General features: G+C 68.1%; 12 protein-coding genes. 3 read left to right on the forward strand and 9 right to left on the reverse strand.

The window, feature by feature from the left end:
- Window positions 1-225 precede the first annotated feature (225 nt).
- The gene (locus KY501_RS42470; RefSeq protein WP_224369863.1) at window positions 226-3714 is read left to right on the forward strand and encodes a GMC family oxidoreductase N-terminal domain-containing protein; all 3489 of its coding nucleotides are present in this window, start codon (window positions 226-228) and stop codon (window positions 3712-3714) included.
- Here KY501_RS42470 and KY501_RS42475 read toward each other — a convergent pair.
- Window positions 3671-7861 carry a protein kinase domain-containing protein gene (locus KY501_RS42475; RefSeq protein ID WP_224369865.1) on the reverse strand — a complete coding sequence of 1397 codons (4191 nt, stop codon included), beginning with the start codon at window positions 7859-7861 and terminating at the stop codon, window positions 3671-3673. The two genes, KY501_RS42470 and KY501_RS42475, sit on opposite strands and share 44 nt — an antisense overlap.
- 203 nt (window positions 7862-8064) lie before the next feature.
- On the opposite strand from KY501_RS42475, the gene encD reads away from it, so the two are divergent.
- Window positions 8065-8382 carry an encapsulin nanocompartment cargo ferric reductase EncD gene (gene encD / locus KY501_RS42480; protein WP_224369867.1) on the forward strand — a complete coding sequence of 106 codons (318 nt, stop codon included), beginning with the start codon at window positions 8065-8067 and terminating at the stop codon, window positions 8380-8382.
- 12 nt (window positions 8383-8394) lie between these two features.
- Here the strand turns inward: encD and sthA are convergent, their stop codons facing one another.
- The 8 genes from sthA to KY501_RS42520 all read right to left on the reverse strand — a co-directional run bounded on the left by sthA (window position 8395) and on the right by KY501_RS42520 (window position 18918).
- Window positions 8395-9795 carry a Si-specific NAD(P)(+) transhydrogenase gene (sthA, locus tag KY501_RS42485; protein ID WP_224369869.1) on the reverse strand — a complete coding sequence of 467 codons (1401 nt, stop codon included), beginning with the start codon at window positions 9793-9795 and terminating at the stop codon, window positions 8395-8397.
- Window positions 9796-9879: 84 nt separating this feature from the next.
- Window positions 9880-11610 (reverse strand): alpha/beta hydrolase family protein, encoded by a 1731-nt coding sequence (locus KY501_RS42490; protein WP_224369871.1) that lies wholly within the window; start codon window positions 11608-11610, stop codon window positions 9880-9882.
- 151 nt (window positions 11611-11761) lie between these two features.
- Window positions 11762-12607, reverse strand: a complete 846-nt coding sequence (locus KY501_RS42495; RefSeq protein WP_224369873.1) for a pseudouridine synthase — start codon at window positions 12605-12607, stop codon at window positions 11762-11764.
- Window positions 12608-12611: 4 nt separating this feature from the next.
- Window positions 12612-13541: a response regulator gene (locus KY501_RS42500; RefSeq protein WP_224369875.1), complete on the reverse strand. Its 930-nt coding sequence runs from the start codon at window positions 13539-13541 to the stop codon at window positions 12612-12614.
- Window positions 13538-15037: a sensor histidine kinase gene (locus KY501_RS42505; protein ID WP_224369877.1), complete on the reverse strand. Its 1500-nt coding sequence runs from the start codon at window positions 15035-15037 to the stop codon at window positions 13538-13540. Before KY501_RS42505 ends, KY501_RS42500 begins: the two co-directional genes overlap by 4 nt.
- 198 nt (window positions 15038-15235) lie before the next feature.
- Window positions 15236-15451, reverse strand: a complete 216-nt coding sequence (locus KY501_RS42510; protein WP_224369879.1) for a hypothetical protein — start codon at window positions 15449-15451, stop codon at window positions 15236-15238.
- Between the two features lie 106 nt (window positions 15452-15557).
- On the reverse strand, window positions 15558-16298 hold the full coding sequence (locus KY501_RS42515; RefSeq protein WP_224369881.1) for an RNA methyltransferase: 741 nt from the start codon (window positions 16296-16298) through the stop codon (window positions 15558-15560).
- Window positions 16299-16365: 67 nt separating this feature from the next.
- On the reverse strand, window positions 16366-18918 hold the full coding sequence (locus tag KY501_RS42520) for a Kelch repeat-containing protein (RefSeq protein WP_224369883.1): 2553 nt from the start codon (window positions 18916-18918) through the stop codon (window positions 16366-16368).
- A 604-nt stretch (window positions 18919-19522) separates the two neighbouring features.
- On the opposite strand from KY501_RS42520, the gene KY501_RS42525 reads away from it, so the two are divergent.
- Complete coding sequence (locus tag KY501_RS42525) at window positions 19523-25252, forward strand: alpha-2-macroglobulin family protein (RefSeq protein WP_224369885.1); 5730 nt, start codon at window positions 19523-19525, stop codon at window positions 25250-25252.
- The last annotated feature ends 2 nt before the right edge of the window (window positions 25253-25254 follow it).

A 25254-nucleotide genomic window follows, 5' to 3' on the forward strand; every position in this document is an offset into this window, starting at 1 on the left:
GTCTCACTGAGGGTTTTTCTACGGGTCTCAGCAGACCCTGGCGGCGCACGTGGGCTCAGGAACCACAGAGCCGTGGCTGTCCAGGCAGGCGGAGAAGGACTCCCTGGCAGGCTGGGTCGCGTCACATTTCGTGGGAGTGGACTCTGCCTCCAAGCACGGTACGGGCCACGGTAGGCGGAGAGGCGCAGGCTTCCTGCTGGGGTCCTTTCTTCGAAGGAGGGGCCCTTGTCTCCCTTTCTCAGCATCCGAGGTCAGGTGGGGGTTGATCCGCTCGATCGGCTGTCCGCCCGTGTGCGCTATCCGCTCGCCATGGGCGTGACGGCAATGGTGACGGTGGCGCTGGTGCTGCTCATCACCCGCGTCTTCGATGTGGTGCGGTTTCCCAGTCCCTGGCTCTGTGTCGCCGAGGTGGCGATCTTCAGCCTGATCGCCGCGCCGCTCGTGGTGGCCTTCCGCAAGTCGAGCTCGCTGGTCCACTACGCCATCGTCCTGGTTCCGCTGTACGTGCTCGATCTGTATCTCGAGCACCACTATCGGGCCCGCGGGTTGCCTGCTCTCTGGGATTACACGCCGGGGACGTTCATCCTCCAGATCGAACCTGCGGCCTTGCGCTTCCTCATCACGTTGTCCGTGGACGCGGTGCTCGTTGGCCCCGTTTGTCTTTGGCTCAGCCGGCTCGTGGCCCAGGTGCTGGCGCCTCGCGCCGCGGCGGTCCCCAACGCGGCGATGTTCCCCCCGGAGTGGACCGAGGAGAGGGTGGCTCGGCCTCCTCGCGACAGCGGCTTCTGGATCCTTCGCCTGTTGGGGCTGGCCTATCTCGGCTACCTGGGGCTGCTGCTGCTCGGAGGGCTCGGGTCCGCGTCCTGGCCCGCCCAGGTGCGCATGCTCTTCGACATGACCTATGAGAATGCGTACCTCGCCACCAACACTGTGGCGAAGATCAGTCTCATGGCGAGTCTTGCCTTCGTTGGCGCCTACAACCGAGGGCTTCGCTGGACGTGCGCGCTTGCCCTGTTCGTCGGGCACGCCGCTTCCGTGGCCAGCTCTCTGGCCTTTCACCAGCTCACTCCCGCGACCACGCCCTACCGGGACTTCCTGCTCGTCTCAGCGGGAGTGGATGGCGGCATGCTGATCCTCTTCCTCTGGGTGATGGCGCGCTCCCGGAAGGAGTCTGTCTCTCGACTGGCGGAGAAGCTGCCGGCGTCCTTCTCTCTGCCCACTCAGATCTGGCGGTACGTGCTGTTCGCGATCGCTGGCTATGCGTGTGTCGTCGTCGTGGTCTCGCTCATCGGGCGCTTGGGTCGTCTGCCCGCGGTGGGTTGGGATGCCCTCTTCGAGTCTCCAGACCCGGGGCTGGGCAACTCCCTTACCCTCTATGTCACCGTCGCCCTGGTCAGTGTGCTGATGGCGCGCTCCCAGCGCGTGCGCGATGGGCTCTCACGGACGCTCTTCCTCTCGCTCGGGCTGGCCAGCTTCGTGGGGCTCGTGATGTTGGGCGTCGGCAGCGCCTCGGTGGCCCGGTCTGGTGGTGCGGCCATTCCCATTCCGGGCTACCTGCTGGCCCACTCACTGGAGTTCGCGGTGGTGGTAGCCGTGCTCGCGGCCTTGCGCAGCCTCTACTTCAACGTGGAGTACACCATCACCTCGTTTCATGCTCCCGGGGCTCAGGCCATCGCTGGCATCCACGATGCGCTGCTTCCCGAGGGCGAGCGCTCGGATGTGTTGCAGGCCGTGGATCGGTACGCCGCGGAGATCCGTGGGCGCAAGCGGGGCCTGATCAATTTCCCCTTCTGGGTCATGGAGGTGGTGCTTCCTCCACTGTTTGGGCTGCGCCCCGGTTTCTCGGTGATGTCTCCCGAGGAGCGGAAGTTCTTCCTGCGCAAGTACCTCCTGCGGCCCGAGGAGGAACGGCATCGTTCATTCGTTCCCGAGATGGCGGACATGGCCTTCCAGCTCTCCGTGGCCGCCCAGTCGCTGGTGCTCTTTGCCGCCTATGCGGGCCGCACCCAGCACGCGCGCATTGGCTATGTGCCCCCGGGAGCGAGGGCTCGGCTGCAGAGCGAGGAGCTGCCCTCGGCTCCACCGCCCTCGGAGGTGGCGCCGCTGCCTCGGAGCGAGAGTGACCCCGCCAACTGGCGCCCTCCTGGCAGCCGAGAGCGCAGGGACCTTGCTCCGCGCGTGGCGACTCCCCTGGAGGGGCGTGCGCTCCTGCCCGACGCGGTGGACTACCTCGTCGTGGGCTCGGGGCCGGGTGGGGCGATGATGGCCTACCGTCTGGCCAGCGCCGAGACGGGCGCCTCCATCGCCGTGATCGAGCGAGGCGCGCGCTACTCACCCCTTCAGGATTTCACCGAGTACGAGCTGGAGATGGTGGCCCGGCTCTACAAGGAAGGCGGCATCCAGCAGACCAAACGCGCGGACATGATCATCCTCCAGGGAGAGTGCGTCGGCGGCACCAGCGTCATCAACAACGCCGTCTGCTACCGGATGCCCGCTCGTGTGCAGGAGCGCTGGCAGCAGGAGTATGGATTGGATCTGAGCTCGCTGGCCGGCGAGTACGATCGCGTCGCCCGGGAGCTGGAGATTGGCACGTTGTCTCCCGACGGTATCAACGGGGTCGTTCGAGCCGCCTTCGAACGGGCGGTGGAGACCCTCAACACGGAGCACGGAGCTGGTGTGCTCGAACCCGCGCGGGTGGTGGAGGTCAACGCGCCTCGAGCCCTGGGAGACGGGCTGTGGAACCTGGGCAACAAGTATCTCTGCAAGCGCTCCATGCTGGAGACGTACATCCCCTGGGCCGAGGCGCGCGGAGTGGACTTCATCCCGCTCAGTGACGCTGTCAGCTTCAGTGCCTCTGGACGGCGCGCGGACTCGGTACTGGTGCGCTCCGTCGGTGGGGCACTGCACCGCATCCAGGTACGCAAGGGGATCGTCATCGCGGGCGGGGTGATCGCCAGCAGCCACCTGCTCATGCGCAGTGGCGTGGACGGCAGGGTCGGCCAGCAGATGAGCTGCAACTTCGCCCTGCCCGCGACGCTCGAACTGCCCGCGGTGGTGGACGCCTTCGATGGGGACCAGATCACCCTCGGGAGCGTGGACCCCCAGGGCCGCGCCATCTTCGAGACCTACTTCAATCCTCCCGGTGCCTTTGCCCTCACGCTGCCCTTCTACTTCGACCGCCACCGCTCGGTGATGGAGCGCTATAGGCACCTGCTCAACATCGGCGCACTGGTGGGCTCCGAGCCCAATGGCCGCATCGAATCCCGTGGCGATCTCCTGAACGGCCGCGCCTTCTCCTGGCAGCTCGGCCCCGAGGATCAGGCCCACCTGCGCTTTGCCCTGGTGACGCTGCTGGAGCTGGCCCGGGGGGCTGGGGCCCGACGCGTCATCCTGCCCACCCGTCCCGGCGTGGAGCTGGAGCCGGAACCTGCCGTCATCCGCGAGTTCGAGCAGCGGCTCTCCCAGCGCCCCCTTCGCCTGGAAGATCTGCTCGTCAACACGGCGCATCCCCAGGGCGGAAACCTCATGGCCGGAGCGCACTCGCTTCACGCTTCGGAGCGGGTCGTGGACGAGTCCTTCCGCGTCGTCGGGTTCGACAACGTGTACGTGGCGGACGCCTCGGTGTTCCCCACCAGCCTCACCGTCAACCCGCAGTGGACCATCCTCGCGCTCAGCTCCCTGGCGGCGCGACAGGTGCTCCAGGCGCATGCGTGAGTGCGAGCTCGGACAGCAGCGCGCGCGCCTCCCGCAGGTCCGTGGGCTCTCGGTGCGGGGTGAACCCGTTGCAGCGCCGCTCCAGCAGGCGCCACGCTCGCTGCCGCTGATCCTGGTCCCGGAGCTGCCGGGCCAGGCTGCTGGCCGCGCGTAGCTCGGCGAGCCGGTGGTGCTGCCGCCGGGCGATGATGAGCGCTCGCAGGAGCTGGCTCCGGGCCTGGTCTTCCTGGCCGATCTGGCGCAGCAGTTCTCCATGCAGCCGAGCGTGGATCGAGTCCTCCATGTGCACGCCCGTTTTGCGCGTCCACTCCTGGGCCTCGCGCAGCGCCAGGAACCCTTCCTCGCTTTGTCCTTGTCGCAGATGCAGTTCGGCGAGGCGAGCCACGGCCCCGGGCAGATGGGCCCACCAGCCCGCTTTCTTCCAGTGCCCGATGGCCTGCCGCATGAGGTCCTCGCCTTCGCGCGTCAGCCCCAACTCGGCGAGTGCCCAACCCCTGGTGAACAGTGACACCAGCAACCAGGCGTCGAAGTGGTGCTCTCGGCAGAGCGTGATGGCCTCGTCCGCCCGCTTCAGGGCGCACTCAGGATCTCGGATGTGCACGCAGTGCAGCGCCGTGTACGTGAGGGCGAAGGCGGTCGTTCTTGGATCGCCGAGCCTCCGCCCCAGGCGCAGGGCCTCTCGGGTCTGCCGCCGGGCCTCGGAGAGCCGGCCCAGGAGCGCGTGGATCCCCGAGCCGATGACCAGCGCCGCCACTGCGGGATCGATTCCGTACTCCAGCAGCAGGGCCGGGTGCTGGTCCGGCCGGAAGCGCGAGAAGGCCACCGCCCGCTGGATCTGCTCCGAGGCGGCCACCAGCTCTCCGCGCATGAGCAGCGCCGTCGCCATCATCCGGTGGCCCTCGACGAGGATCGCCGGGTCCCTCGTGCTCCGGCCCCGGGAGACCATGGCCTCGGCCAGCCGAAGCATCCGATCGAACTCGGCCCGCCCGAAGTAATAGGAGGAGATTCCCCAGGTGAGCAGCCCCAGCCGGAACGTCCCCTCCTGGCCTGTGAGCAAGAGCTCCTCGGCGCGCGCATAGGCCCGCTCGACTTCGGGAGCACGGAAGCCCTGCGTCCTCATGCGTGAGAGCCCCAGCATCAGCTGGATCAGCAACTCGTGCCGGTTGCGTTCCGCCTCATCCGGCAGCTCGCGCAGCAGCTTCAGCGCCTGGGTGAAGTGGCCCACCGCCTCTGGGTCCGCGGAGCGCCGCTCGGCCAGCTCGCCGGCTCGGACCCACCAGCGGATGGCGGGGCTGGGGGCCCCAGCCTGGGTGTGGTGGTGGGCGAGCACCTCCGGACGCTCCTCGGCGACCTCGGGGAAATGCTCCGCCAGCGCCTGGGCGGTGCGGGCGTGGTACTGCCTCCGCAAGCTTCGCGTGAGGGACAGGTAGGCCGCCTCCTGGAAGAGCACGTGCCGGAACTGGTACCCCGTGGCTTCCTCTTGTTGCTGGAGCAGCCCGGACGCGAGCAGCCCTGCCAGCTCCGTTTCCAGCGAGCCCTCTTCCTGGTCCCACAGATAGGAGAGGAGGGTGGTGCTGAAGTCACGCCCCACCACGGCGCAGCGCTGCGCCAGTGCTCGCTGTCGCGAAGGCAGAGCGTCCAGGCGAGCCAGCAGCAGCTCGTGCAGGGTGATGGGGATGGGGGGCTTCTCCACCGGCGCGCCCGAGCGGGGGGCGAGCGCGATCACCCTTCGCACCATCTCCTCCATGAAAAGGGGCACGCCATCCGTCCTGGCCACAAGGGCTTCCACGGCCTCGGTCGACAGAGGCTGGCCCCGGGCGACCTCCTTCACCAGGGTGGCGGACATTTCCGGCGACAGCCTCCCGAGCACGAGCCGCTCCAGGGAGGCGGGCTGAGGCCAGGGTGGCTGGAACTCGGGGCGTGCGCTCAGCACCAGGAGCAGCCGCTTGCCCTCGAGCCGCTGGGTCAGCATGCCCAGCAGCGCCACCGTGGAGGGATCGGCCCAGTGCACATCCTCCAGGATGGCGAGGATGGGGCACCCGCCCGAGACCTTCTGTGCCAGGGAGATCAGCGCCGCGCCGAGCTTCGCGCGCCAGGCCTGCTGCTGCGCGGGCTCCAGCCGTGGGAGCAGCAGGAGCGTGGAGGTGGAGGGACAGAGCAGTTGTGCGAGCAGCCCCGCGGCTTCGGGCTCCAGGCCGAGCGCGCCCAGCTGCTCTCGCAGCGAGGCCTCGTGGGGCTGCGGGCCCAGGTGAAGCAGGGTGCGCAGCAACTCGATGATGGGGTGGAAGGCGCTGTTGCGCAGTTGAGGCCAGCACTGGCTTCTGGCCACCGCTGCTACCTCCGTTGGCACCCTCCCGCACAGCTCCTGGATGAGGCGGGACTTGCCCAGGCCCGCTTCGCCGAGCAGCAGCACGCAGCCGCCCTCGCCGCGCATGGCCTGCTCCCAACGCTCGGTGAGCGCTCGCAACTCCTGCTCCCGGCCCACGAGGGGCGAGAGCCCACCGGCATGCAGCACCCGCGCGAACCGCAGCGGGACCTGAAGAGGACCCAGCAGGCGGTGGACGACTCCGTGAGATTCGTTCGCCGTGCCAGAGTGGGTGGGGAGAGGCAGGGCCTCCGCTTTGAAGGCGCCGCGCACCAGTGTCCACGTCGTGTCGCTGAGCAGCACCGCGCCGGCATCCGCCTGCCGGGCCAACTCCGCGGCCATCGAGGGCGCCTCCCCCTGGATCGTGAGGACCCCACCGGGCTGTGAATCGGAGAAGGCTCGATCCACCACCACCGCGCCCGAGTGCACGCCCACCCGCACCTCGAACCGCGAGCGCGGCAGGTGGGGCAGGGCCTTGTGAAGGGCCCCGGGCAGCGTCTCGGCCAGGCTCAGCGCGGTGTGCACTGCCTGCTCCGAATCATCTTCATGCGCTCGCGGATAGCCGAAGCACGCGAGCCCCTGGTTGCCCAGGCACGAGGCCACGGAGCCCCCATGCGTGAGGAGAATCTCGGAGAAGAGGCGGTGGAAGGCGGCCTGGAGCTCGCCCGCGTCCTCGGCTTCCAGTTCATCCAGGTCGCCGCCAGCGCTTCCCAACTGGCAGGCCACCAGGGAGACCTGTCGGCGTTGAGGCGCAGTCGCTGGTTTCGAAGACGCGGGGCCGAGTTGCTCCAGGAGTTGGCACACCTGCTGGTGCAGCTCTACCGCCGTGGGGAAACGTGCCTCGGGTGCCTTGGCCAAGGCCTTGGCCAGCAGTGCTGCTACTCCCTCGGGCAGGTCCGGGAGGCGCTCGATCACCCAGGGCACCGGCTCCGGAGCCACCACCTTCTCGCGGACCTCCTCCGCCGACTCGGCTCGATAGAGGGGCTCGCCGGTGAGCATCTCGTGCAGCAGCACGCCGATGGCCCAGACATCCGTTCGAGCATCCTGCGGCGCGCCTCGCCACTGCTCCGGAGCCATATAAGGAGGTGAGCCCGCCATGGGCAGGTGGGGGAGCGTCGAGGCCGTGGGCGTTGGGATGACGTGGGCCAGGCCGAAGTCGAGCAACTTCACCCGGCCCTCATTCGTGAGGAAGATGTTGCGAGGCTTGAGGTCGCGGTGGATGACGTGCCTCGCGTGGGCGTGGGCCAGCCCCGCGGTGATGCCCTCCAGCAGCTCCAGCGCCCGGCGCACGTTCAGCCGCCCGCGCCGCAGCAGCACGGCCAGGGGCTCGCCCTCCAGGTACTCCATCACCAGGAAGGGGACGCGGGGCGCCCAGGAAGGCGTGTCCCACTCCGCGACATCGAAGATGCGGACGATGTGCTCGTGGTCGAGATGGGCCGCGGCTCGGGCCTCCTGCTGGAGCAGCGAGCTCACCAATCCGCCCGGCAGCTTGCCCCGAGGCATGAGGAACTTCAGGGCCACCGTGCGCTGCAGCGCCTCGTCCCACGCTCGGAAGACGCAGCCCATGGCTCCGCCCCCCAGCTTCTCGAGGATCTCGAAGCGATCTCCGCTGGGGCCCCCCAGGCGTGTCCCCGGGGCAGGCAGGCGCAGGGGCGAGGGGGGCTCGGCGACCGCCTGGAGCAGGGAGTCCTCGAAGTCCTGCTCCTCGCCAGGTTCCGAGGGCTCCGTCGCGCTCGTGAGCGTGGACGCGGGCCCGTTCCGCTTGTTGGCTTCAAGCTGCATGGTGCGCTCTGGCAGGGCTTCTCTCGGAGAGAATGTTCACCCGCGGTGCATTCCACCACCGGATGTTCCTGGCTCCTTTCCCTCGGTCGGGTGGCGGCGGCCCGACCCAGGGCCCCCAGCGGTGGACACTCGGCACGGCGGAGATTCCCCTCCCTGCGCAAGGATGGGGTAGGGTGCCTGCCCGGCTCTTGGCGGAGGTACACGTGGCGAACCCCGACGCATTCGACAGGGACTTTGGCTACCTGATGCCGTTCCTCGACAAAGTAGCGGCGGCGGCGAGCGAGCTGGAGGATCCCGCCGCGCGTGACGAGCTCTCCCGCCTGGTCTCCGACGAGAAGGTCCGGTGGAACCGTGTGCGGGAGCTGCTGCGAGGCGCCTCGGGCAGCAAGGGTGCGCCTCCCGCGAAGGCCGCGACGGCCGCTCCGGCCACCACGCTGGCGCGCTCCTCTGGGGATGGCATCAACCGCGTGGCGCCGCTGATGACGGGGCTCACGGTGGGGAGTCTCAAGGGCACGCGGTGAGCCGCTCGGTACTCACCGCGACCCGGCCGTGAGCTGCTGGATCGCGTCGTAGGTGGCGGTCTTGTAGGCCTCGGAGAGTGTCGGGTAGTTGAAGCACGTCTCCACGAAGAGCTGAGCGCCAGCGCCGGCCACCAGCGCGGTGAGGCCCACGTGCACCAGCTCCGCGGCCTGCTCGCCCAGCACGTGGACGCCCAGCAGTTGGAGGCTGTCCCGGTGGAAGAGCAGCTTCAGCAGGCCGTGCGTCTCTCCGATGATCTGGCCCCGAGGGTTGGTGAGGAAGGCAGCGCGGCCCGCCACGTAGGGGACGCCCTTCTCGCGCAGGGCCTCCTCCGTCTCGCCGGCCATGGAGACCTCGGGGATGGTGTAGATGCCGTAGGGCAGCACCGGTGCGAGCTTGAACGGGTGTCCGAAGGCATGGAGCACCGCCAGACGCGCCTGCTCCATGGAAGTGGAGGCCAGCGCCGGAAAGCCGATCACGTCCCCCACCGCGTAGATGTGGGGCACAGCCGTCTGGTACGTGGGGCCCACCTCGATGTGGCCGCGCTTGCCGAACTTGACGCCCAGTGGCTCCAGTCCGAGCCCCGCGGTGTTGGCCGAGCGGCCCGAGGCCACCAGCACCTGATCCACCTCGAGCACCTCGCCGCCGGAGAGCGTGAGGCGGATGCACTCGGAGGATTGCTCCGGTACGTGGATGGACTCCACCGAGAACCCGAAGCGCATCCGCACGCCGAGCTGCTCCATGCGCTGGCGCAGCAGCTCGGAGAACTCGTCGTCCAGGAAGCCCAGCAGCTCCTTCTTGAGATCCACCAGCGTCACCGCCGTGCCCAGCGCGGCGAACATGCAGGCGTACTCGCAGCCGATGACTCCGCCGCCCACGACGACCAGGGCCTTGGGCAGCGCGGGCAGCTCGAGGATCTCGTCCGAGTCATGCACCCGGGGATCGCCGAAGGGGTACATCGGGGGGCGATAGGGTGAGGAGCCCGTGGCGATGAGGACGCAATCGGTCGTGAGCCGACGATCGGGCTGGTCCTCGCGGCGCACCACGACGGTGTGCGCGTCCTTGAGCGAGCCGAGGCCCTGGAGCAGCTCCACCTTGTTGTTCTGGAGGTTGACGGAGATGCGCTGGCGCTCGGTCTCCTTCACCCGGCGCTCGCGATAGAGGAAGTCGGTCACCGTGGCCTGGTGGCGCAGGGTGGTCTCCACGCCATAGAGGCCGCGCGCTCGGTAACCGGAGAGGTAGAGCGCCGTCTCGCGCAGGGTCTTGGAGGGCAGGGTGCCGGTGTTGGCCGCGGTGCCGCCGAGCACGGGCTCGCGTTCCACCACGGCCACGCGCTTGCCCAGGCGCGCAGCCTGTACGGCGCCCTGCTCACCCGCGGGGCCAGAGCCAATCACCACCAGATCGAAGTCAGCCATTCCCGGAGCACCCTTCCACGCTGCGGGGGAAAACTACGCGACTGGCTCCGGGCTTTGAAGGAGCTTGCACGGAGAGTGTTGGTCTCAAGGGCGGAGGTGCTCGTTGAGGAAGGCCGCCGTGCGGCGCATGGCGTCCCGGCTGCTCTCCACGTCGTCGAGCAGTTCGAAGGAGTGCTGAGCCTCCGGCAGTTCGAGCAGCGTGAGCGGCGCATTATGGCTCCGAGCTTCCTTCACGAAGGCATCGATCACGGCGTTGAGCTGGGGCATGTCCCGGCCGGCGCGGACCAGGAGCATGGGCACGGGCTTCTGTGTCTTGCGCAGCAGCTCCAGCGGGTTCAGCTCCGAGGGCAGGGGGGGCAGGGTGCCCAGCAGGGGGTACCAGGCCACGGCGCACTTGAGGTAGGGCGGTGGATCATTGAGTGCAGGCGTCAGTCCCCAGAGGCCGCCTCCGGAGAGGGCCATGACGGCGACCTTCTCGGGATCGATCCGGTAGGTGGCTGCCTCTCGGCGCACGAAGGCGATGGCATCCTGGAAGTTCGCCGCCACGTCGGGCACGCCTGTGAACCACTGGGCGGGTTCGGGGCCTCGGATGGGAGTGCCGAGCTCCGGCACCGCGACGATGAGGCCGTGGGCCGCCAACCAGCGCGCCTCGCCGATGAAGGAGGTGGTGTCCTTGAGGAAGGGCACCATGTTTGGGGGAACCAGGCCGTGGGCCAGCACCACCACGGGTACGGTGCGCCGCTTCGCCACGTCCGGGATGTAGATGTCGAGCTTGAGCTCCTGGGGGCCCGCGCGCTTGTAGACGATGTCCTTGCGGACCTCGATCTCCTCCATGCCGGGCATGGTGAGGACCGGGCGGAGCTTGACCACCTCGGGGGCCTGGGCTGCCTTCCAGGCGGGAGATGAGATGGGGGACTCGGCGATCATCGGGAGGCCCAGGCCGGGCAGCTCTCCGAAGCCGAGCCAGGTGCGCAGCCACTGGGCTCGATCCCGGCGCGCGGCCTCGTTGAACTCGTGGCCTCCCTCGTAGGTCTTGAGGAGCTTCGTCTGGGGCGCGGCCTCAAAGTACTTCTGCATCCGGTCGAAGGGGACGGCTTGATCCGAGCGCGGGTACTGGAAGAAGAAGGCCGCGGAGGCCGCGCGGATGCCCACGATGCCGTCGAAGGGGGCGAGGGTCTTCAAGAAGGCCTCGTACTTGTCGGGGGGCGTGCTCTTGCGCAAAGCCTCGGCGGGCCCGGGGCCGTTGCGCAGGAGCTCCGAGACGTCGCCGTAGCCGGACATCAGCACGAAGGCCTTCAGCCGGGGCTCCGCGCCGGCCAGGGCGCCTCCGAGGGTCGCTCCGAAGCTGTGGCCCACGTACGCCAGGCGCTTGCTGTCGACCTCCGGGCGGAGGGTCAGGACGTCCACGCCTCGTCGCAGGTCCACCACGGCCTGTCGCCCGGTGTCTCCCATCTGGAGGCCCACCACCGGCTTGCGCCAGGGATCGGGACGGACGAAGGGGGCGTCGATGATCAGGCTCACCACGCCCGCGTGGGCCAGCGAGAGCGCCTCATCGAGGAACTCGGTCTTGCTGCCCTCGCCCCAGTGCTGGAAGAGCACGGCCGGGAAGGGGCCTTTGCCCGAGGGACGCACGAGCAGGGCCGGGACTGGGCCTCCGAGCGGACTCGTGTAGGTCAGCTCGGTGACCGTCATGTCTCCGCGCTTCTCCGAGCGCACCTCCTTCACGTCTGGCGGCTCCTTGGCTTCGTAGGCGGTGAGCCGCTTCAGCTCGGTGAGGAGTGGATCGGGAGTGGCTGCTGACGCGGGTGTCGTCATGAGAAGGCCCCAGATCAAGGTGAGGAGGTGAAGCAGGAGGAGGCGGTGGGCGTGCATCGTCTGCTCCGCGCGGCGAAGGACTCGCAAACATTCGATGCATAGTCCAGCGGGCCAGGAGGCAGGAGGCCCTCTCGTTGCTGCTGTCCTGTACTCAGCCCTCGTGGACCTCGGGCGGGGTGCTCGTCGGACCTTGGGGTCTTCCGCTGTAGCGCAGGCCTTGGGAGATCTCCTCGGGCGTGAGCAGGCGGAAGGTGCCCTCGGAGACGTCCAGCTCGACGCCGCCCACGGCCTCGCGGTGCAGGGCACGCACGGGCAACCCCACGGCTCCGAGCATGCGCTTCACCTGGTGGTGGCGGCCCTCGGTGACGGTGACTTCCACGGTGTGTTCGTCTCGGAGCTTCACCTTGGCGGGCCGGGTCGGGCCGTCCTCCAGCATTACGCCTTTGCGCAGGGGCTCGACCTTGTCTTCGGTGGCCGTTCCCTGAACCGTGGCTACGTAGCGCTTGGGCAGGTGCGTCTCCGGAGACGTGGCGTGGGCTACGAGCTTCTCGTCGTTGGTGAAGAGCAGCAGCCCCGTGGTGCCCCGGTCTAGCCGGCCGATGGCGTGCCAGGTGTAGCCGGCAAGCTCGTTCGGGAGTTGGGGCAGCAGCACCTCGTAGACCGTGCCCGTGCGGTGCTGGCTCACGGTGGAGGTGAGCAGGTCCGCGGGCTTGTGGAAGGCCAGCACCCGTGTCTCCGCCTCACGTTGGATCGCGATTCCGTCTACTTTGAGCACGGCGCCTTCGGGCACGGGGGCGAGCGGCTGCTTCACCACGCGTCCGTTGATGCTGACGCGGCCGGCGCGGATGGCCTCCTCGGCTTCGGGGAGGGGAAGGACGCCCGCGCGGGCGAGGGCTCGCGACAGCCAGTCAGGCTTCGCCTTGCCCTCCCAGCGGCTTCGGCTCGGGGGCTTGTCCTGGGGGGGCGAGGGCTGACGGGGATGGGACTTGCGGGCCATGGGATCAAGTGTCCTGGGTGCTGGCCATCACGGCTCGGGAGTGCAGCTCTTTCAGCTTCGCGTTCCGGTCTCGGGCTTCGACGAGCTCATTCACCTGGGGAGCTTCCAGGGTGACGATGAGGGCATCGTCCTCACGCGCTGCCGCCAACCGGGAGAGGGAGCCTCGGGTGAACCCTCCCAGAGCGACGAAGAAGCCCAGCCGGCAGCGGCCGTAGCGGCGCTTGATGTCCAGGCGGAAGGAGTCGAGTTCCTTGGGGTCTACTGGCTTCGACCAGTTCTTGCACTCGCCCAGGAAGTACTGCGACTGCGATTGCTGCCAGAAAGGGTCCGCCGATTCATTGGGAATGAGGATATCGATCTGCTCGTCGAGACTCTTGCGATCGGTCTGGGTCCGCTCGAAGCCAGGGATCGACTTGAACAGGAGCGCGACGAGATCCTCGAGGTGCTTGCCCTTCCGGTGCGGATCGCGCTCCGTGCGCACCTGGCTCCAGAGTTCTCGAAGCGTCTCTTCCCGCTTACCGTTGGCCAACGCGGCCATGCGCCGCTCGCGAGCCGCTTCCATGGCGTTGCGGACCTTGGCCTTGAGAATGGCCTCCAGATACGCGTTCTTCTCCAGGTAGTCATAGGCTCCTGCCGAGAACGCGCGCTCCACGGACTCCGAGTCCGCGACTCCCGTGACGAGGATGACCTTGGCACCGGGGGCTCGCGCTTGGATGTCGCGAATGAGGTCCAGTCCGGTGTCGGGGCCATAGTGGCCCTGGAGCTTCCTGTCGAGCAGTACCAGATCCCACCCCGGCTCCTCGAGCTTCGAAAGGGCAGTGGAGGCGTCCGGGGCGGCCTCGACGGCATAGCCCTCTGTCCCCAGGATGAGGAGGTAGGTGTCGAGGAAAGCAGGCTCATCGTCGACGATGAGGATTCTTCCGGACGGAGTCATCGCCGCTCCAGGCCAGTGGTAGGTACACGGAGCACGAATCGTGCACCGCCAAGGGGGGAGGAGGTACAGCCCACCAGCCCCTTCATCTCCTTTTCGAACACCTCTCGGACCAGGGCAAGTCCCAGTCCGCTGCCTCCTGGGCGGAGGAAGACGCCCTCGTTGAAGATGGCCTGGCGCATGTTCTCGGGGACGCCTGGGCCATTGTCATCGATGGTGATGAGCACCGCACGCGCATTCTCGATAGAGGATGCCAGGAGGCGAATCTGGGGGGACTCGGGTGCCACGGCCTGTGCCGCGTTGCGCAGCAGGTTGCTGATGGCCAACACGAAGCGAGCCCGGTGACCCGTGACGGGAGGAAGATCCTTCGGAAGAGAGGTTTCGATCGGCAGTCCGCTCTCCTCGGTGATGGAGGACACCGCATCCCGAATGGCCGACGAGGGATCGAAGAGCTCGGTTGGCACTGCTCCCAAAGCAGAGACCTTGACCAGTTGTTCGATGAACCGGAATGCGGCATCGAGCCCCTTGTCGATGCTCTCTCTCCTGCGTCCTATCGCCTCGCCAGGTGGTGCCAGCAGCACTTCCCGATAGAGCGCGCTGAGGGTCGTCTTGACCGGCACCAGGACGTTGCGGAGTTCGTGAGCCACGAGCCGTGCCTGACGCGCTGTCGCTTCGGCAGCGGCGCTGGCATGGGCGCTGGCGACATTCTGGTTGCCGGAACCGCTGGCCAGTTCGATCGCGGAGCGTGTGAGATCGTCGATGAGAGAGCTCGCCAGCAGCGACATGGGCGACTCCTCCTCGTTGGCGATCTCCATGAGGAGTTCGTGTCCCACCTGTGAGAGGTCCAGCGTCGTCTCGTGATTGAGGAACTGATCTCGGATGGAGAGCAGGCCGAGCGCCTTGAGGCGATGGAGCGCGACCCACGAGAGAAACGGTTCGGAGACGATGCTGGGACTTCTGTTCCAGGTGAGTGTCCAGGGACAATTCTTCAAGAGCAGGTGGGCGATGTTCCTGCTCAGCCGCCAAGGATCAGAGTTCCCGGTGGCCTGGGCAGCTTCGATGTGGAGCAGCCATCGGATGGTATCCCTGCCGCTCAGTTCCAGGAAGACGCGGCCAAGAGGCGTGAGCTCGTGGGACAGCCCCGCCTTGCGTGTCGCCCGGATGGCCTGGGCATAGACGGCAACCTCCGTGCGCGTGACGTAGGCGGAATTGAAGACGTCATCCGCGGCGATGCCCGCCAGCCGGTCCAACTCCAGGGTGAGGGTACGGGTAGGCAGGCCTTCCGGGAGTCCCAGCCGGCGAGCAAGGCCCGTCTTTATCCAAGAGGTGACCTCCTCCTTCGAGGCGTCTCTCGCGATGCTGTGGCCGAGGAGCTCGCTCAGGCGCTGTGCGAAGCGCGCGACCGCGTCGTCCCGGTGCCAGAAGTCGAGCAGGTACTCGTTTTGCCGCGTCTGCCACTCAAGCGAGTCAGGACTTCGCGCCTGTGCTTCTTTCTCCAATCGCTCGAGGCATCGCACGAGATGGAGGCGAGCGGCGGCCGGTTCGATGAGGGGAGGCGGTGGAGGCTCTGGCTGAGTACCCGGATTCCGGAGGCTTTGGAGGTACTCGCTCAGAGTATCGAGGAAGAACATGGACCACCGATTCGCAAGACTGGTGGAGCATAGGGGGGAGTTTCGGGAGGTCCAGTCCTCTGTTGGTCAGTAGCGGGGTGCTTCAGGCAGGTTGTCGGGGTCCTCGCCCTCGGCCGAGCCGGGCGTCTTGCCGGGCTCCTCCAGGGGAACCTCCCTTTCGTTCTCGGTGCCCTCGGCGGAATGAGGTGTACGGCCTGGATCCTCGTGCGACGGTGCTTCTCGCTGGGGCTCCTGATCGGGGCTGGCGCTCATCCCGGTGTCTTCGTAAGGCATGTGATTCATGGTTGGCTCCAGATGGGGTGACCTTTCCCAGGAAGGTAGGTCCCCCAGAGCGAACCGCTTCGAGCTGTCTCCCCGCTTGCCGGGTGTTCGAGGAGGAGAGGGGTTCTCAGCTGGGAGGTTGGCTTCGGTCCGAGATGAGCCGCTTGCGGAGCGTATGGAGCGCCGCCAGCCACAAGCGAGCCTCGTTCCTCGTGAGCCGAGACCTTCGCAGAGGCGCAAACAAGTCCCTCAGCCCCGTACGCCCCGGGTGCTCATCCACGAGGAACCCTCCGGTCTTCAGTGTCTCCCCCAGCGTCGCCTCCACCCTCGCCAGCTCCTCATCCGAGGCTGCCACCGGCAGCGGAGCAGGCGCGGGAGGGGCCGCCGCCAACGAAGCCATCCGCACCTCGTAGGCATACAGCAACACCGCCTGCGCCAGGTTGATGGAGGGCTGCGAAGGATCCGTCGGCACCGCGGACAGATCGTGGCAGCGCTCCACCTCCGCGTTCGTCAGCCCGCTGCGCTCGTCTCCGAAGACGACCGCCACCGGCCCTTGCGCGGCCCGAGCCACCAACTCCTCTCCCACGGCCCGGGGAGACAGCCGCCGCTTCCCCTCCACCTTGCGCGAACTCGTTCCCACCACCCACACGCAGTCAGCCACCGCCTCGTCCAGCGTGTCGGCTCGCCGCACTCCGTCCAGCACGTCCTCCGCATGGACCGCCAGCTTCCGGGCGGGCCCCAGGTCCTCCGCTTCCGGACGCACCCAGGTCCACTCGGACAGCCCACAGTTCTTCAGGGCCCGCGCGGCGGCGCCGAGGTTCTCCGCATTGCGCGGGCGCATCAGGACGAAGCGGATGGGAAGCACCATGGAGCCGTACTCTAGGGGCGGAGCCCGCTGGATTCCTGCACTCCAGCGGGCTCCCTCTTCTTCGGAACTACCAGGGGCAGTCGACCACTTCCACCGTGAGCGTCACAGGCACGGCGCTGTGGCCCGCCGAGTCGGTGACTTCGTACTTCACGGTGTAGGTACCCTCAGCCCAGCCATTCACCGAGCCCGTGCGTTTGATGGAGGGCGTCAGATCGCCGTAGCACAGGTCCGACGCCTGAACGGCCGGCTCCACCCATTGGCTGTTGCACTGGTGCACCAGGTGCGTCGGCCCGGGGACCGTCAGCGTTGGCGCCGTCGTATCCGCGACCGTCACCGTCCGGATGGCGTTCGCCGTGCCGGCATCGTTCCACGCCGCGTAGGACACGTAGTAGGTGCCCTCGTACTGCAGGTTCGGGCCGGGCCCGGACGAGTCATTGCCCGTGTTGTACGCGTGCACCGTCAGCGGGTTGTCGCACCCGTCCACCGCCGTGGCTCCCGGATCGCTGTAGATCACGCCCGGCTGGCACTCCAGGACCATCACCGCACTGCCGTTGACCGTGAGCGTCGGCGCCTCGGTCGCGCAGGCCGGAGGAGGAGGATCCTCCGAGTCATCCGTGAACAGCTCCGCCGAGGCGAGGTTGGTGCCTCCGCTGCTCCCAGCCACCACCAGCACCTTTCCCGAGGTGAGCCGCACGGCGCTGTGCGTGGTCCGGCCCTGGATGGCTCGGCCCATGGACGCCCAGGCTCCCGTGCTCGGATCGTACGCCTCGGAGGAGGAGAGCGAACCCCTCGTGCCATTCCCACCGGCCGCCAGCACCTTGCCGGAAGGCAGCAGCGTCGCCGTGAACTCCATGCGCGCCTGGCTCATGGATGCCGTGGTGCTCCACGAGCCCGTGGCGGGATCGTACAGCTCGGCCGAGGCCACGGGGTTGTAGGTGGAGTTGTAGCCGCCGGCCGCCAGCACCTTGCCCGAGGGCAGCAGGGTCGCCTCGTGGTAGAGGCGGGCTGTCGTCATCGGACCGGTCGGGTTCCATGCGTTGGCGGTCGGGCTGTACACCTCCGCCGAGGCGAGTGGGCCACTGGAGCCCGAGCCGCCCACCGCCAGCACCTCGCCCGACGCCAGGAGGATGAGCTTCGCGAACGCACGAGGCGTGTTCAGGTTGCCGCCGGCGCTCCAGGTCCCACTTGCCGGATCGTACAGCTCGGTCGAGGCGAGTGCTCCGCCGGTCCCGGTGCCGCCCACGACGAGCACCTTGCCCGTGCCCAGTCGCACCGCCGCGTGGTTGGTGCGTGCCGTCGCCAGCGCGGGGGCGGAGCTCCAGGTGCCTGTGGCCGGATCGTACAGCTCTACCGAGGCATGGGTGTAGCCGCTGCCGGTGTCGCCACCGGCCACGAGCACCTTGCCCGAGGGCAGCAGGGTCGCCGTGTGGTGGATGCGCGCCTGCGCCAGGGCGCCGGTGGCGCTCCAGGAGCCCGACGCCGCGTCGTACAGCTCGGCCGAGCTCAGGGGATTCATGCTGCCGAGGCCATAGAGAGAGCCACCGCCCGCCACGAGCACCTTGCCGGAGTTGAGCACCGTCGTCGTGGGGTAGGCGCGGCCCGCGGCCAGGGCTCCCGTGGCCGTCCAGCTCACCTCCACGGGGCCATACACGTCCGAGCTCGAGTTGAAGGTGGGGCCGCTGTCGCCGCCGGCCACCAGCACCTCACCGGAGTTCAGCAGCACCGCGGGCTTCGCGCGGCCGCCGTACCAGCCCAGGTTGCCCGCCTTGCTCCAGGTGCCGGTGCTCGGATCGTAGAGTTCCGTGCTGGCGAGGAACCAGTCTCCGGCGGCGACGAGCACCTTGCCCGAGGCCAGCGTCGTCGCGGCGAAGGACACGCGGCCCACGGACATGCTCCCCGTGGCCGAGAAGCTCCCGGTGGCCGGATCGTACAGCTCCGCGGAGCTGAGCAGGGTGGACGGGTCACTGGTACCGCCGGTGATCAGCACCTTGCCGGAGGAGAGCAGCGCCGAGGCGTGGTTGGTACGGGCCGTGGCCAGCGCGCCGGTGCTGCTCCAGGTGCCCGTGGTGGGATCGTACAGCTCGGACGTGGCGAGCACGGTGCCCGAGAGGCTCGAGCCGCCCGTTACCAGCACCTTGCCCGAGGCCAGCGTCGCGCTGTGCGAAGAGCGGGGCGTGGCCAGGGGCGCGGTAGCGCTCCAGGTGCCCGTGGCGGGATCATAAAGCTCCGCGCTGTTGGCACTGGTGCTCGTCCCGCCGACGACGAGGACCTTGCCGGAGGGCAGCAAGGTCGCGGTGTGGAAGATGTGCACGGCGTGCATGGCGCCCGTGGCGCTCCACGTCCCGGTGGCGGGATCATAGATCTCCGCCGAGGAGGTGCTGCCGGTAGCGGTGTAGCCACCCGCGATGAGCACCTTCCCTGAAGTCAGCAGCGTCGCGCTGTGGTTGTAGCGCGCGAGCGACATCGAAGCGGTGCTGCTCCAGGTCCGCGTGGCCGGATCGAACAGCTCCGCGCTGCTCTCGTAGTAGTACCGATTGCCAATCCGGTACGTGCCGCCGGTGACGAGCGCCTTGCCCGAGCCCAGCGCTGTCAGCGTGTGCGCGGTTCGTCCCGTGCTCATCGAGCCGGCTGAACTCCAGGCCGGGACAGTGGTTGGGCTTGCAAGCTTCTGTTGGCGGGTCGAAGTGTGAGGTCCTACTTGTTGCCCGCTTGGGGCGGGTTCGGGATCTCCCGTGCGGGAACTGCAGCCCAGGACTAGCGCTAGCAGCAGCACGAGCTTGTGACGTGAGAGGGAGTGCATGCGTTCTCCAGTGGAGATGCGCGACGCCCGTCCCGTGAAGCAGGAGGATCGAAAGAAGTGAGAGCGCGCGCGTCTCGTGTTGGGGGAGCCTTCGTTGAAGGGGGGCAGTGCCGGCTGCCACCACCACGAAGGCATCTGCTACATGTCACGGTTTTATAGAAGATTCCACTTAAATTGAAGATTTCGTGTTTTCCCGGGGTAGTGGGGAGTGTTGACCGCTGCCACCGTGACGCCTAGCGTCGCCCAGCGAACGCTGCCCTCGTGGTGGATGGAGAGCCCCGTGGCTCCCAGGCCGCCCTGTGGGCCCTGAGACGCGCGGGGGGCGCCGTCGGGCCGTGGGCACGCGAACACACTTCCCCTGAGTCGCGGTGCCGGTACTCCCGGCACGCCGCGTGAACAGTTGATGCCGTCCTTCGGAGGAAACATGGGTCCGCAGTCAGTCGTGTCACCGAGTCCGCTCCGCTCCGCCCGTGCGCGGTGGCTGGTGGCGGCGCTCCTGGTGGGCACCGCGCTTGGTGCATGCAAGGAAGACAAGGGCGGGACGCAGCCACCGGCGCCCGCTTCGGGAGCTCCCACGTCAGGTTCGACTCCGAGCCCGGAGCAGGGCCCGTCGGCGAGCGCGTCTCCCATCACGCCCGAGTCCCTCGCTCCCGTCATCAAGGAGCTGGGGCCCGAGGGCGTCGTTCCCGAGAAGGTCGTCTTCGAGTTCTCTCGTCCCGTCCAGTACCCCGATGGCGAGGGGAAGCGGGGCACCGTCATCCGGTTCTCGCCAGATATCGGCGGCAACCTGGAGTTCTTCGGCAACAACTCGGCGCTCTCGTTCACCCCGGGCAATGGGTTTCAGCTCGGGACGACGTACACCGTCACCCTCGAGTCCGTGGACACGGTGGCTGGCGTGGTGAAAGCCCCGTCCGAGGGCGCGTGGAGCCACAGCTTCACCACCCCGCCGCTGGCGTTCCTCCGCATGGCTCCGGCGCAGGTCGACGCCGTCAAGGGGCAGGTCACCGCGGAACTCATCTTCTCCGGTCCAGTGGATGCGGGCGCGGTGCGCCGGTACGCCAGCTTCCAGGTGGACGGTAAGCCCCTCGGCGACGTGAAGCTGACGACGCACGCGAGCCAGCGCCACGTCATCGTCGCGCAGCTCACCAGCCCGTTGCTGCACCCTGGCGCCACCGTGCGCCTGGCGCTGAAGGCGGGGCTGACGTCTCCCAAGGGGGGCGGAACGGCACCCGTGGCTCAGGACTCCTTCACCCTGCAGGGTGGCAAGCGCCTGGACATCACCAACGTCACCGCCGCCGAGGGCAACTCCGGCTTCTACGTGGAGGTCAGCTGCCGAGACGTGGAGATGAACGCTCCGCCCAGCCCCACCCAGGGAGAGTGGGATCCCTACTACTACGAGCACACCAACCTGGGCTGCGTGCTGGATGACGCGGTGGCCGCCGACGTCATCCACTTCACCCCGGCGGTGAAGTTCTCCATCTCTCCGTCGCGCCGCGGCTTCCGCATCTTCGGCGACTACAAGCGCGGCACGTACACGCTGAAGATCGATGCGGGCACGCGCTCCGTCGGCGGTGGCCAGCTGCTGGCTCCCTTCCAGAACCGCTATTCGATCAGCGCACGCAAGCCGCAGCTGTCCTTCACCTCGACGGGCCGCTACCTGCCGCGCAGCGCCTGGCGCAACCTGCCGCTCAACCACCTCAACGTGGACACGGTGGAGCTCACCATTCGCCAGGTGCCGCCGGAGAACCTCGTTTTCTGGATGAGCGACGACGAGAAGGAGACCGCGGACGAGCGGACCTCGAACGTGATCGTCACCCGGAAGATCCCCCTCAAGAATCCCGAGGATGCCCTGTCCACCACCTATGTGGACGTGGGCAGCATGGTGCCTTCCACCACCCGGGGCGTGATGGAAGTCTCCGTTGCGCGCGACGATACGCGCGCCGCCGCGCGCATCCTGCTCACGGACCTGAGCCTCGTGGCCAAGCGCGGGGGCACGGGCGCCGGCAATGGCGAGCAGGAGGTGCTCGTGTGGGCGCTCGGCATGGAGTCCACCGAGCCGCTGTCCGGCGTGGAGGTGTCGCTGGTGAAGAAGAGCGGCCAGGCGGTGGCTCGCTGCACCACCAACGGCGCGGACGGATGCAAGCTCCAGGTGCCCGCGCAGACGGTGGACACGGCGGCGCCGTTCGCGCTCATCGCGCGCAAGGGCGATGACCTGACCTACCTGAAGTACAGCGAGCTGAAGACGGAGATCGCCAACTCGGACGTGCAGGGCGAGCCGTACCGCGCCCAGGCTCCGTACCGCGCGTCGATCTACTCGGATCGCGGCGTGTACCGGCCGGGAGACACCGCGCACGTGGCGGCCATTCTTCGCGACCAGGAGGACAAGGCGCCTCCTGCCGGCATGCCGGTGGAGCTGCGCGTGGTGGATCCGCGCGAGCGTGAGTTCAAGAAGGTGGTGCTGAAGACGAACGAGGCGGGCCTGGTGGCGCTGGATCTGCCTTTCGAGGCCTTCCAGGACACGGGCAGCTACCGGGTGTCGCTGCGCGTGGCGGATCGCGAGGTGTCCACGTACGGCCTCCAGGTGGAGGAGTTCGTCCCCGAGCGCATGAAGGTGACGGCGTCGGTGGACAAGCCCGGCTACCAGCAGGGCGCGGTAGTGCCGGTGAAGGTGGAGGCGGCGTACCTGTTCGGCGGCTCGGCCGAGGGCAGCCCGCTGGAGCTGAACTGCCGGCTGGAGCCCTCCGAGTTCAAGCCGAAGGAGAACGCCAACTTCACCTATGGCGTGTGGCGGCAGAAGGCCACCGAGGCCAAGGCCGTCACGCTGGGCCAGGTGAAGGGCGAGGTGAACGACAAGGGCCAGGCGCTCGTGGAGTGCCCGGCGAAGGAGACGGCAGGCGGCTTCAAGGGCCCGGCGAAGCTGGTGGCACAGGCCAGCGTGTTCGAGGCGGGCAGCGGCCGCTCCACCGTGGGTGATGTGGTGGTGCCCATGCACCCCGAGGCCTACTACGTGGGCCTCCAGGCCGCCGTGGAGAAGGTGACCGGGGGCAAGCCCTTCACCGTCTCTGGCGTGGTGGTGGATTGGGACGGCAAGCTCCTCACCGATGCCAAGGCGCTCAAGCCGCTGGACGTGGAGGTGCTCCGGCTCGAGGAGGAGTACGGCTACTACTACGACGAGGAGGAGGGCTATGAGCGCTACCAGCGCTACCTGCGCCCCGTGCGCGAGGGCCGCATCCCCGCGAAGGTCGAGGGCGGGAAGTTCCAGTTCCAGGTGACGCCGGCGCAGGACGCCGCGGGCTTCATCGTCCGTGTGCGCTCCGGCAACGCGCAGACGGATCTGCAACTGGAGGGCAATGGTCGCTACTACTGGTACGGTGATGGCGAGGCGCGCGTGGACCAGACGCCGCGGCCGATGAAGCCGGCCTCGATCGCCCTGGAGCTGCCGAAGCTGGGCAAGGTGAACGAGCCCATCGCCGTGAAGTTCAAGGTGCCGTACCGCGGCCGGGTGCTGCTCACGGCGGAGACGGATCGGGTGATCGTCTCCGAGTGGAAGCAGGTGGAGCCGGGCGAGGTGTCCTGGAGCTTCACTCCGAAGAACTTCGCTCCCAACGTCTACGTGGCGGCCTTCCTGGTGAAGGATCCGCACCTGGAGTCCGCGGAGGCCTTCATGCCGGACCGCGCCTTCGGTGTGGGCAATGTCACGCTGGAGCCCACGGACTTCACCCAGACGGTGAAGGTGGACGTGCCCAAGGAGGTGCGCTCCAACAGCACCCTCACGGTGAACCTGGAGCTGGGCACACAGGAGGGCCCCACCTTCGCCACGGTGGCGGTGGTGGACGAGGGCATCCTCTCGCTCACGCGCTTCAAGAGCCCGGATCCGATCAAGGAGCTGTTCGCCAAGCGCGCCCTGGGCGTGGAGACGTACGAGACGATCGGCTGGACGCTGCTGGTGCCTCCGGGAGGCAACTCTCGCTCCACTGGTGGTGACGAGGGTGGGGCGGGTGGCCGCGTGCAGCCGGTGAAGCCCGTGGCGCTGTGGAGCGGCGTGTTGCCGGTCCCGGCCAACGGCAAGCTGAGCATCCCCTTCAACCTGCCCATGTACCGGGGGGCGGTGCGGGTGATGGCCGTCACGACGGGCCCCAAGCGCGTGGGCCATGCGGATGCGCAGGTGCTGGTGCGCGATCCGCTGGTGCTCCAGACGACGCTGCCGCGCTTCCTTACGCAGAACGACGAGATCCAGATCCCCGTGTTCCTCACCAATCTCTCCGGCGGCCCGCAGGAGGTGAAGGTGTCCCTGACTGCGGAGAACCTGCCGGTGCCGGGGCTTGCCATGCCGGCGGCCTCCCTGGGCTCGCCGTTGCAGATGCTGGGCAAGAGCGAGGGCCGGGTGAATCTGGCGGACGGGAAGGCAGCCACGCTCGTCTTCCAGGCCAAGGCTCTCATGGCGGTGGGCGCCGCGCGCCTCAAAGTCACCGCCGAGGGTGGGGGCTTCACGGCCTTCGAGCAGCTCGACGTGCCCCTGCTGCCCGCGGGGCCGCGTGAGCGCACGGTGCAGCGCATCCCGCTGGAGGCGGGCAAGGTGGATCTGGCGCAGTACCTCCAGGGCTGGGTGCCCACCACGGAGCGCTCCACGTTCTGGGTCACCACCAACCCGTACGCCGAGTCGCTCCAGCACCTGAGCTACCTCATCCACTACCCGTACGGCTGCATCGAGCAGACGACGTCCTCCACGCGCCCGCTGCTGTTCGTCTCGCAGCTGATCGACAACGTGGATCCGACGATCACCGCCAACAAGAAGGTGGAGGACATGGTGATGGCGGGCATCAACCGGGCGCTCTCCATGCAGACGCCCTCGGGCGGTTTCGCCTACTGGCCGGGACAGTCCGAGCCCGTGGCTTGGGGCACCGCCTACGCCACGCACATGCTCCTGGATGCGCAGAAGCTCAAGTACCCCGTGCCGCAGGACCGGTTGGATGACGCGGTGGCATGGCTGGGCCAGGAGCTCAACCGCAAGGAGGGCACCCTGGGCCGGGATGACCACTACGGCCAGTCCGCCGAGGCCTACATGCACTACGTGCTGTCCATGGCCGGCAAGGGCCGCAAGGCGCGAGTGCAGAAGCTCATCGATGCGCTGGCCCAGGTGAAGACGCTCTCCGGCGAGCAGCGCGAGGAGGAGCACCTGCTCAAGGCCGCGCTCTACATGGCCGGCGATCGGCGCTACGAGAAGGAGCTGAAGAACCCGGACCTGTCGCCCATCACCGACGAGCGGCGCAACTCCTGGTCCTTCTACTCGGATCGCCGCCGCCGCGGGTTGATGCTGAGCACGTTCCAGGATCTGTTCGGCAACGATCCGGCGGGCGAGCCGCTGGCGCAGCAGGTGGCCCAGTCGCTCATCGGGCACTCCAGCTACTGGTACACCACGCAGGAGCTGGTCTGGAGCATCACCGGGCTGGGTAAGCGCGTTTCGGGCGCGGCTTCCAGCTTCACGCCGCCCACGCTGACAGCGGACGGCAAGGAGGTGGCTCCGAAGTCGAACGACAACGCGAAGACGGCGCGCGCCTCGGATCGCACCTGGGCGCTGGTTCGTGCCAGCGAGCGCAAGGGGATCTCGCTCGATCTGAAGGAGAAGGGTGAGGGCAAGCTCTACCTCATCATCAACAGCGATGGCGTGCGCTCGGGCGGAGACGTCAAGACGGGCGGCCAGGGGCTGTCGATCAACCGCACGTACCGGAAGCTCGATGGCTCGGAGGTCAACCCGGGGGACTCGGTGAACCTGGCGGACCTGCTCTACGTGGAGGTGGAACTCAAGAACACCAGCGGTGAGCGCATCCAGAACATCGCCCTGGTGGATCGACTGCCGGCGGGCTGGGAGATCGAGAATGCCCGGCTCGGGCGCGGCGGCACCGTGGAGTGGGTGAACGCCGAGGAGCAGTGGGCGGCGGACTACGTGAACATCCGGGACGACCGGATGGAGGTCTTCGGCAGCCTGGAGTCGGGCGAGGCGAAGAAGGTGGTCTACGCGGTGCGCGCGGTGACTGCCGGCAAGTTCACGCTGCCGCCGGTGGAGGCGGAGGCCATGTACGATCCTCGCATCTGGGCTCGTGAGGCGGGCCAGCAGGTGCAGGTGTCCGGCCCCTGGAAGGACTACCTGCTGTAGCC

Source organism: Hyalangium versicolor, from assembly GCF_020103695.1.
GTDB classification, from domain to species: Bacteria; Myxococcota; Myxococcia; order Myxococcales; family Myxococcaceae; genus Hyalangium; species Hyalangium versicolor.

Coding starts and splice junctions, on each gene's coding strand:
- KY501_RS42475 (WP_224369865.1), bottom strand. CDS start 7,861: ATGCAGCTTGAAGCCAACAAGCGGAACGGGCCCGCGTCCACGCTCACG.
- sthA (WP_224369869.1), bottom strand. CDS start 9,795: ATGGCTGACTTCGATCTGGTGGTGATTGGCTCTGGCCCCGCGGGTGAG.
- KY501_RS42490 (WP_224369871.1), bottom strand. CDS start 11,610: ATGACGACACCCGCGTCAGCAGCCACTCCCGATCCACTCCTCACCGAG.
- KY501_RS42495 (WP_224369873.1), bottom strand. CDS start 12,607: ATGGCCCGCAAGTCCCATCCCCGTCAGCCCTCGCCCCCCCAGGACAAG.
- KY501_RS42500 (WP_224369875.1), bottom strand. CDS start 13,541: ATGACTCCGTCCGGAAGAATCCTCATCGTCGACGATGAGCCTGCTTTC.
- KY501_RS42510 (WP_224369879.1), bottom strand. CDS start 15,451: ATGAATCACATGCCTTACGAAGACACCGGGATGAGCGCCAGCCCCGAT.
- KY501_RS42515 (WP_224369881.1), bottom strand. CDS start 16,298: ATGGTGCTTCCCATCCGCTTCGTCCTGATGCGCCCGCGCAATGCGGAG.
- KY501_RS42520 (WP_224369883.1), bottom strand. CDS start 18,918: ATGAGCACGGGACGAACCGCGCACACGCTGACAGCGCTGGGCTCGGGC.
- KY501_RS42525 (WP_224369885.1), top strand. CDS start 19,523: ATGGGTCCGCAGTCAGTCGTGTCACCGAGTCCGCTCCGCTCCGCCCGT.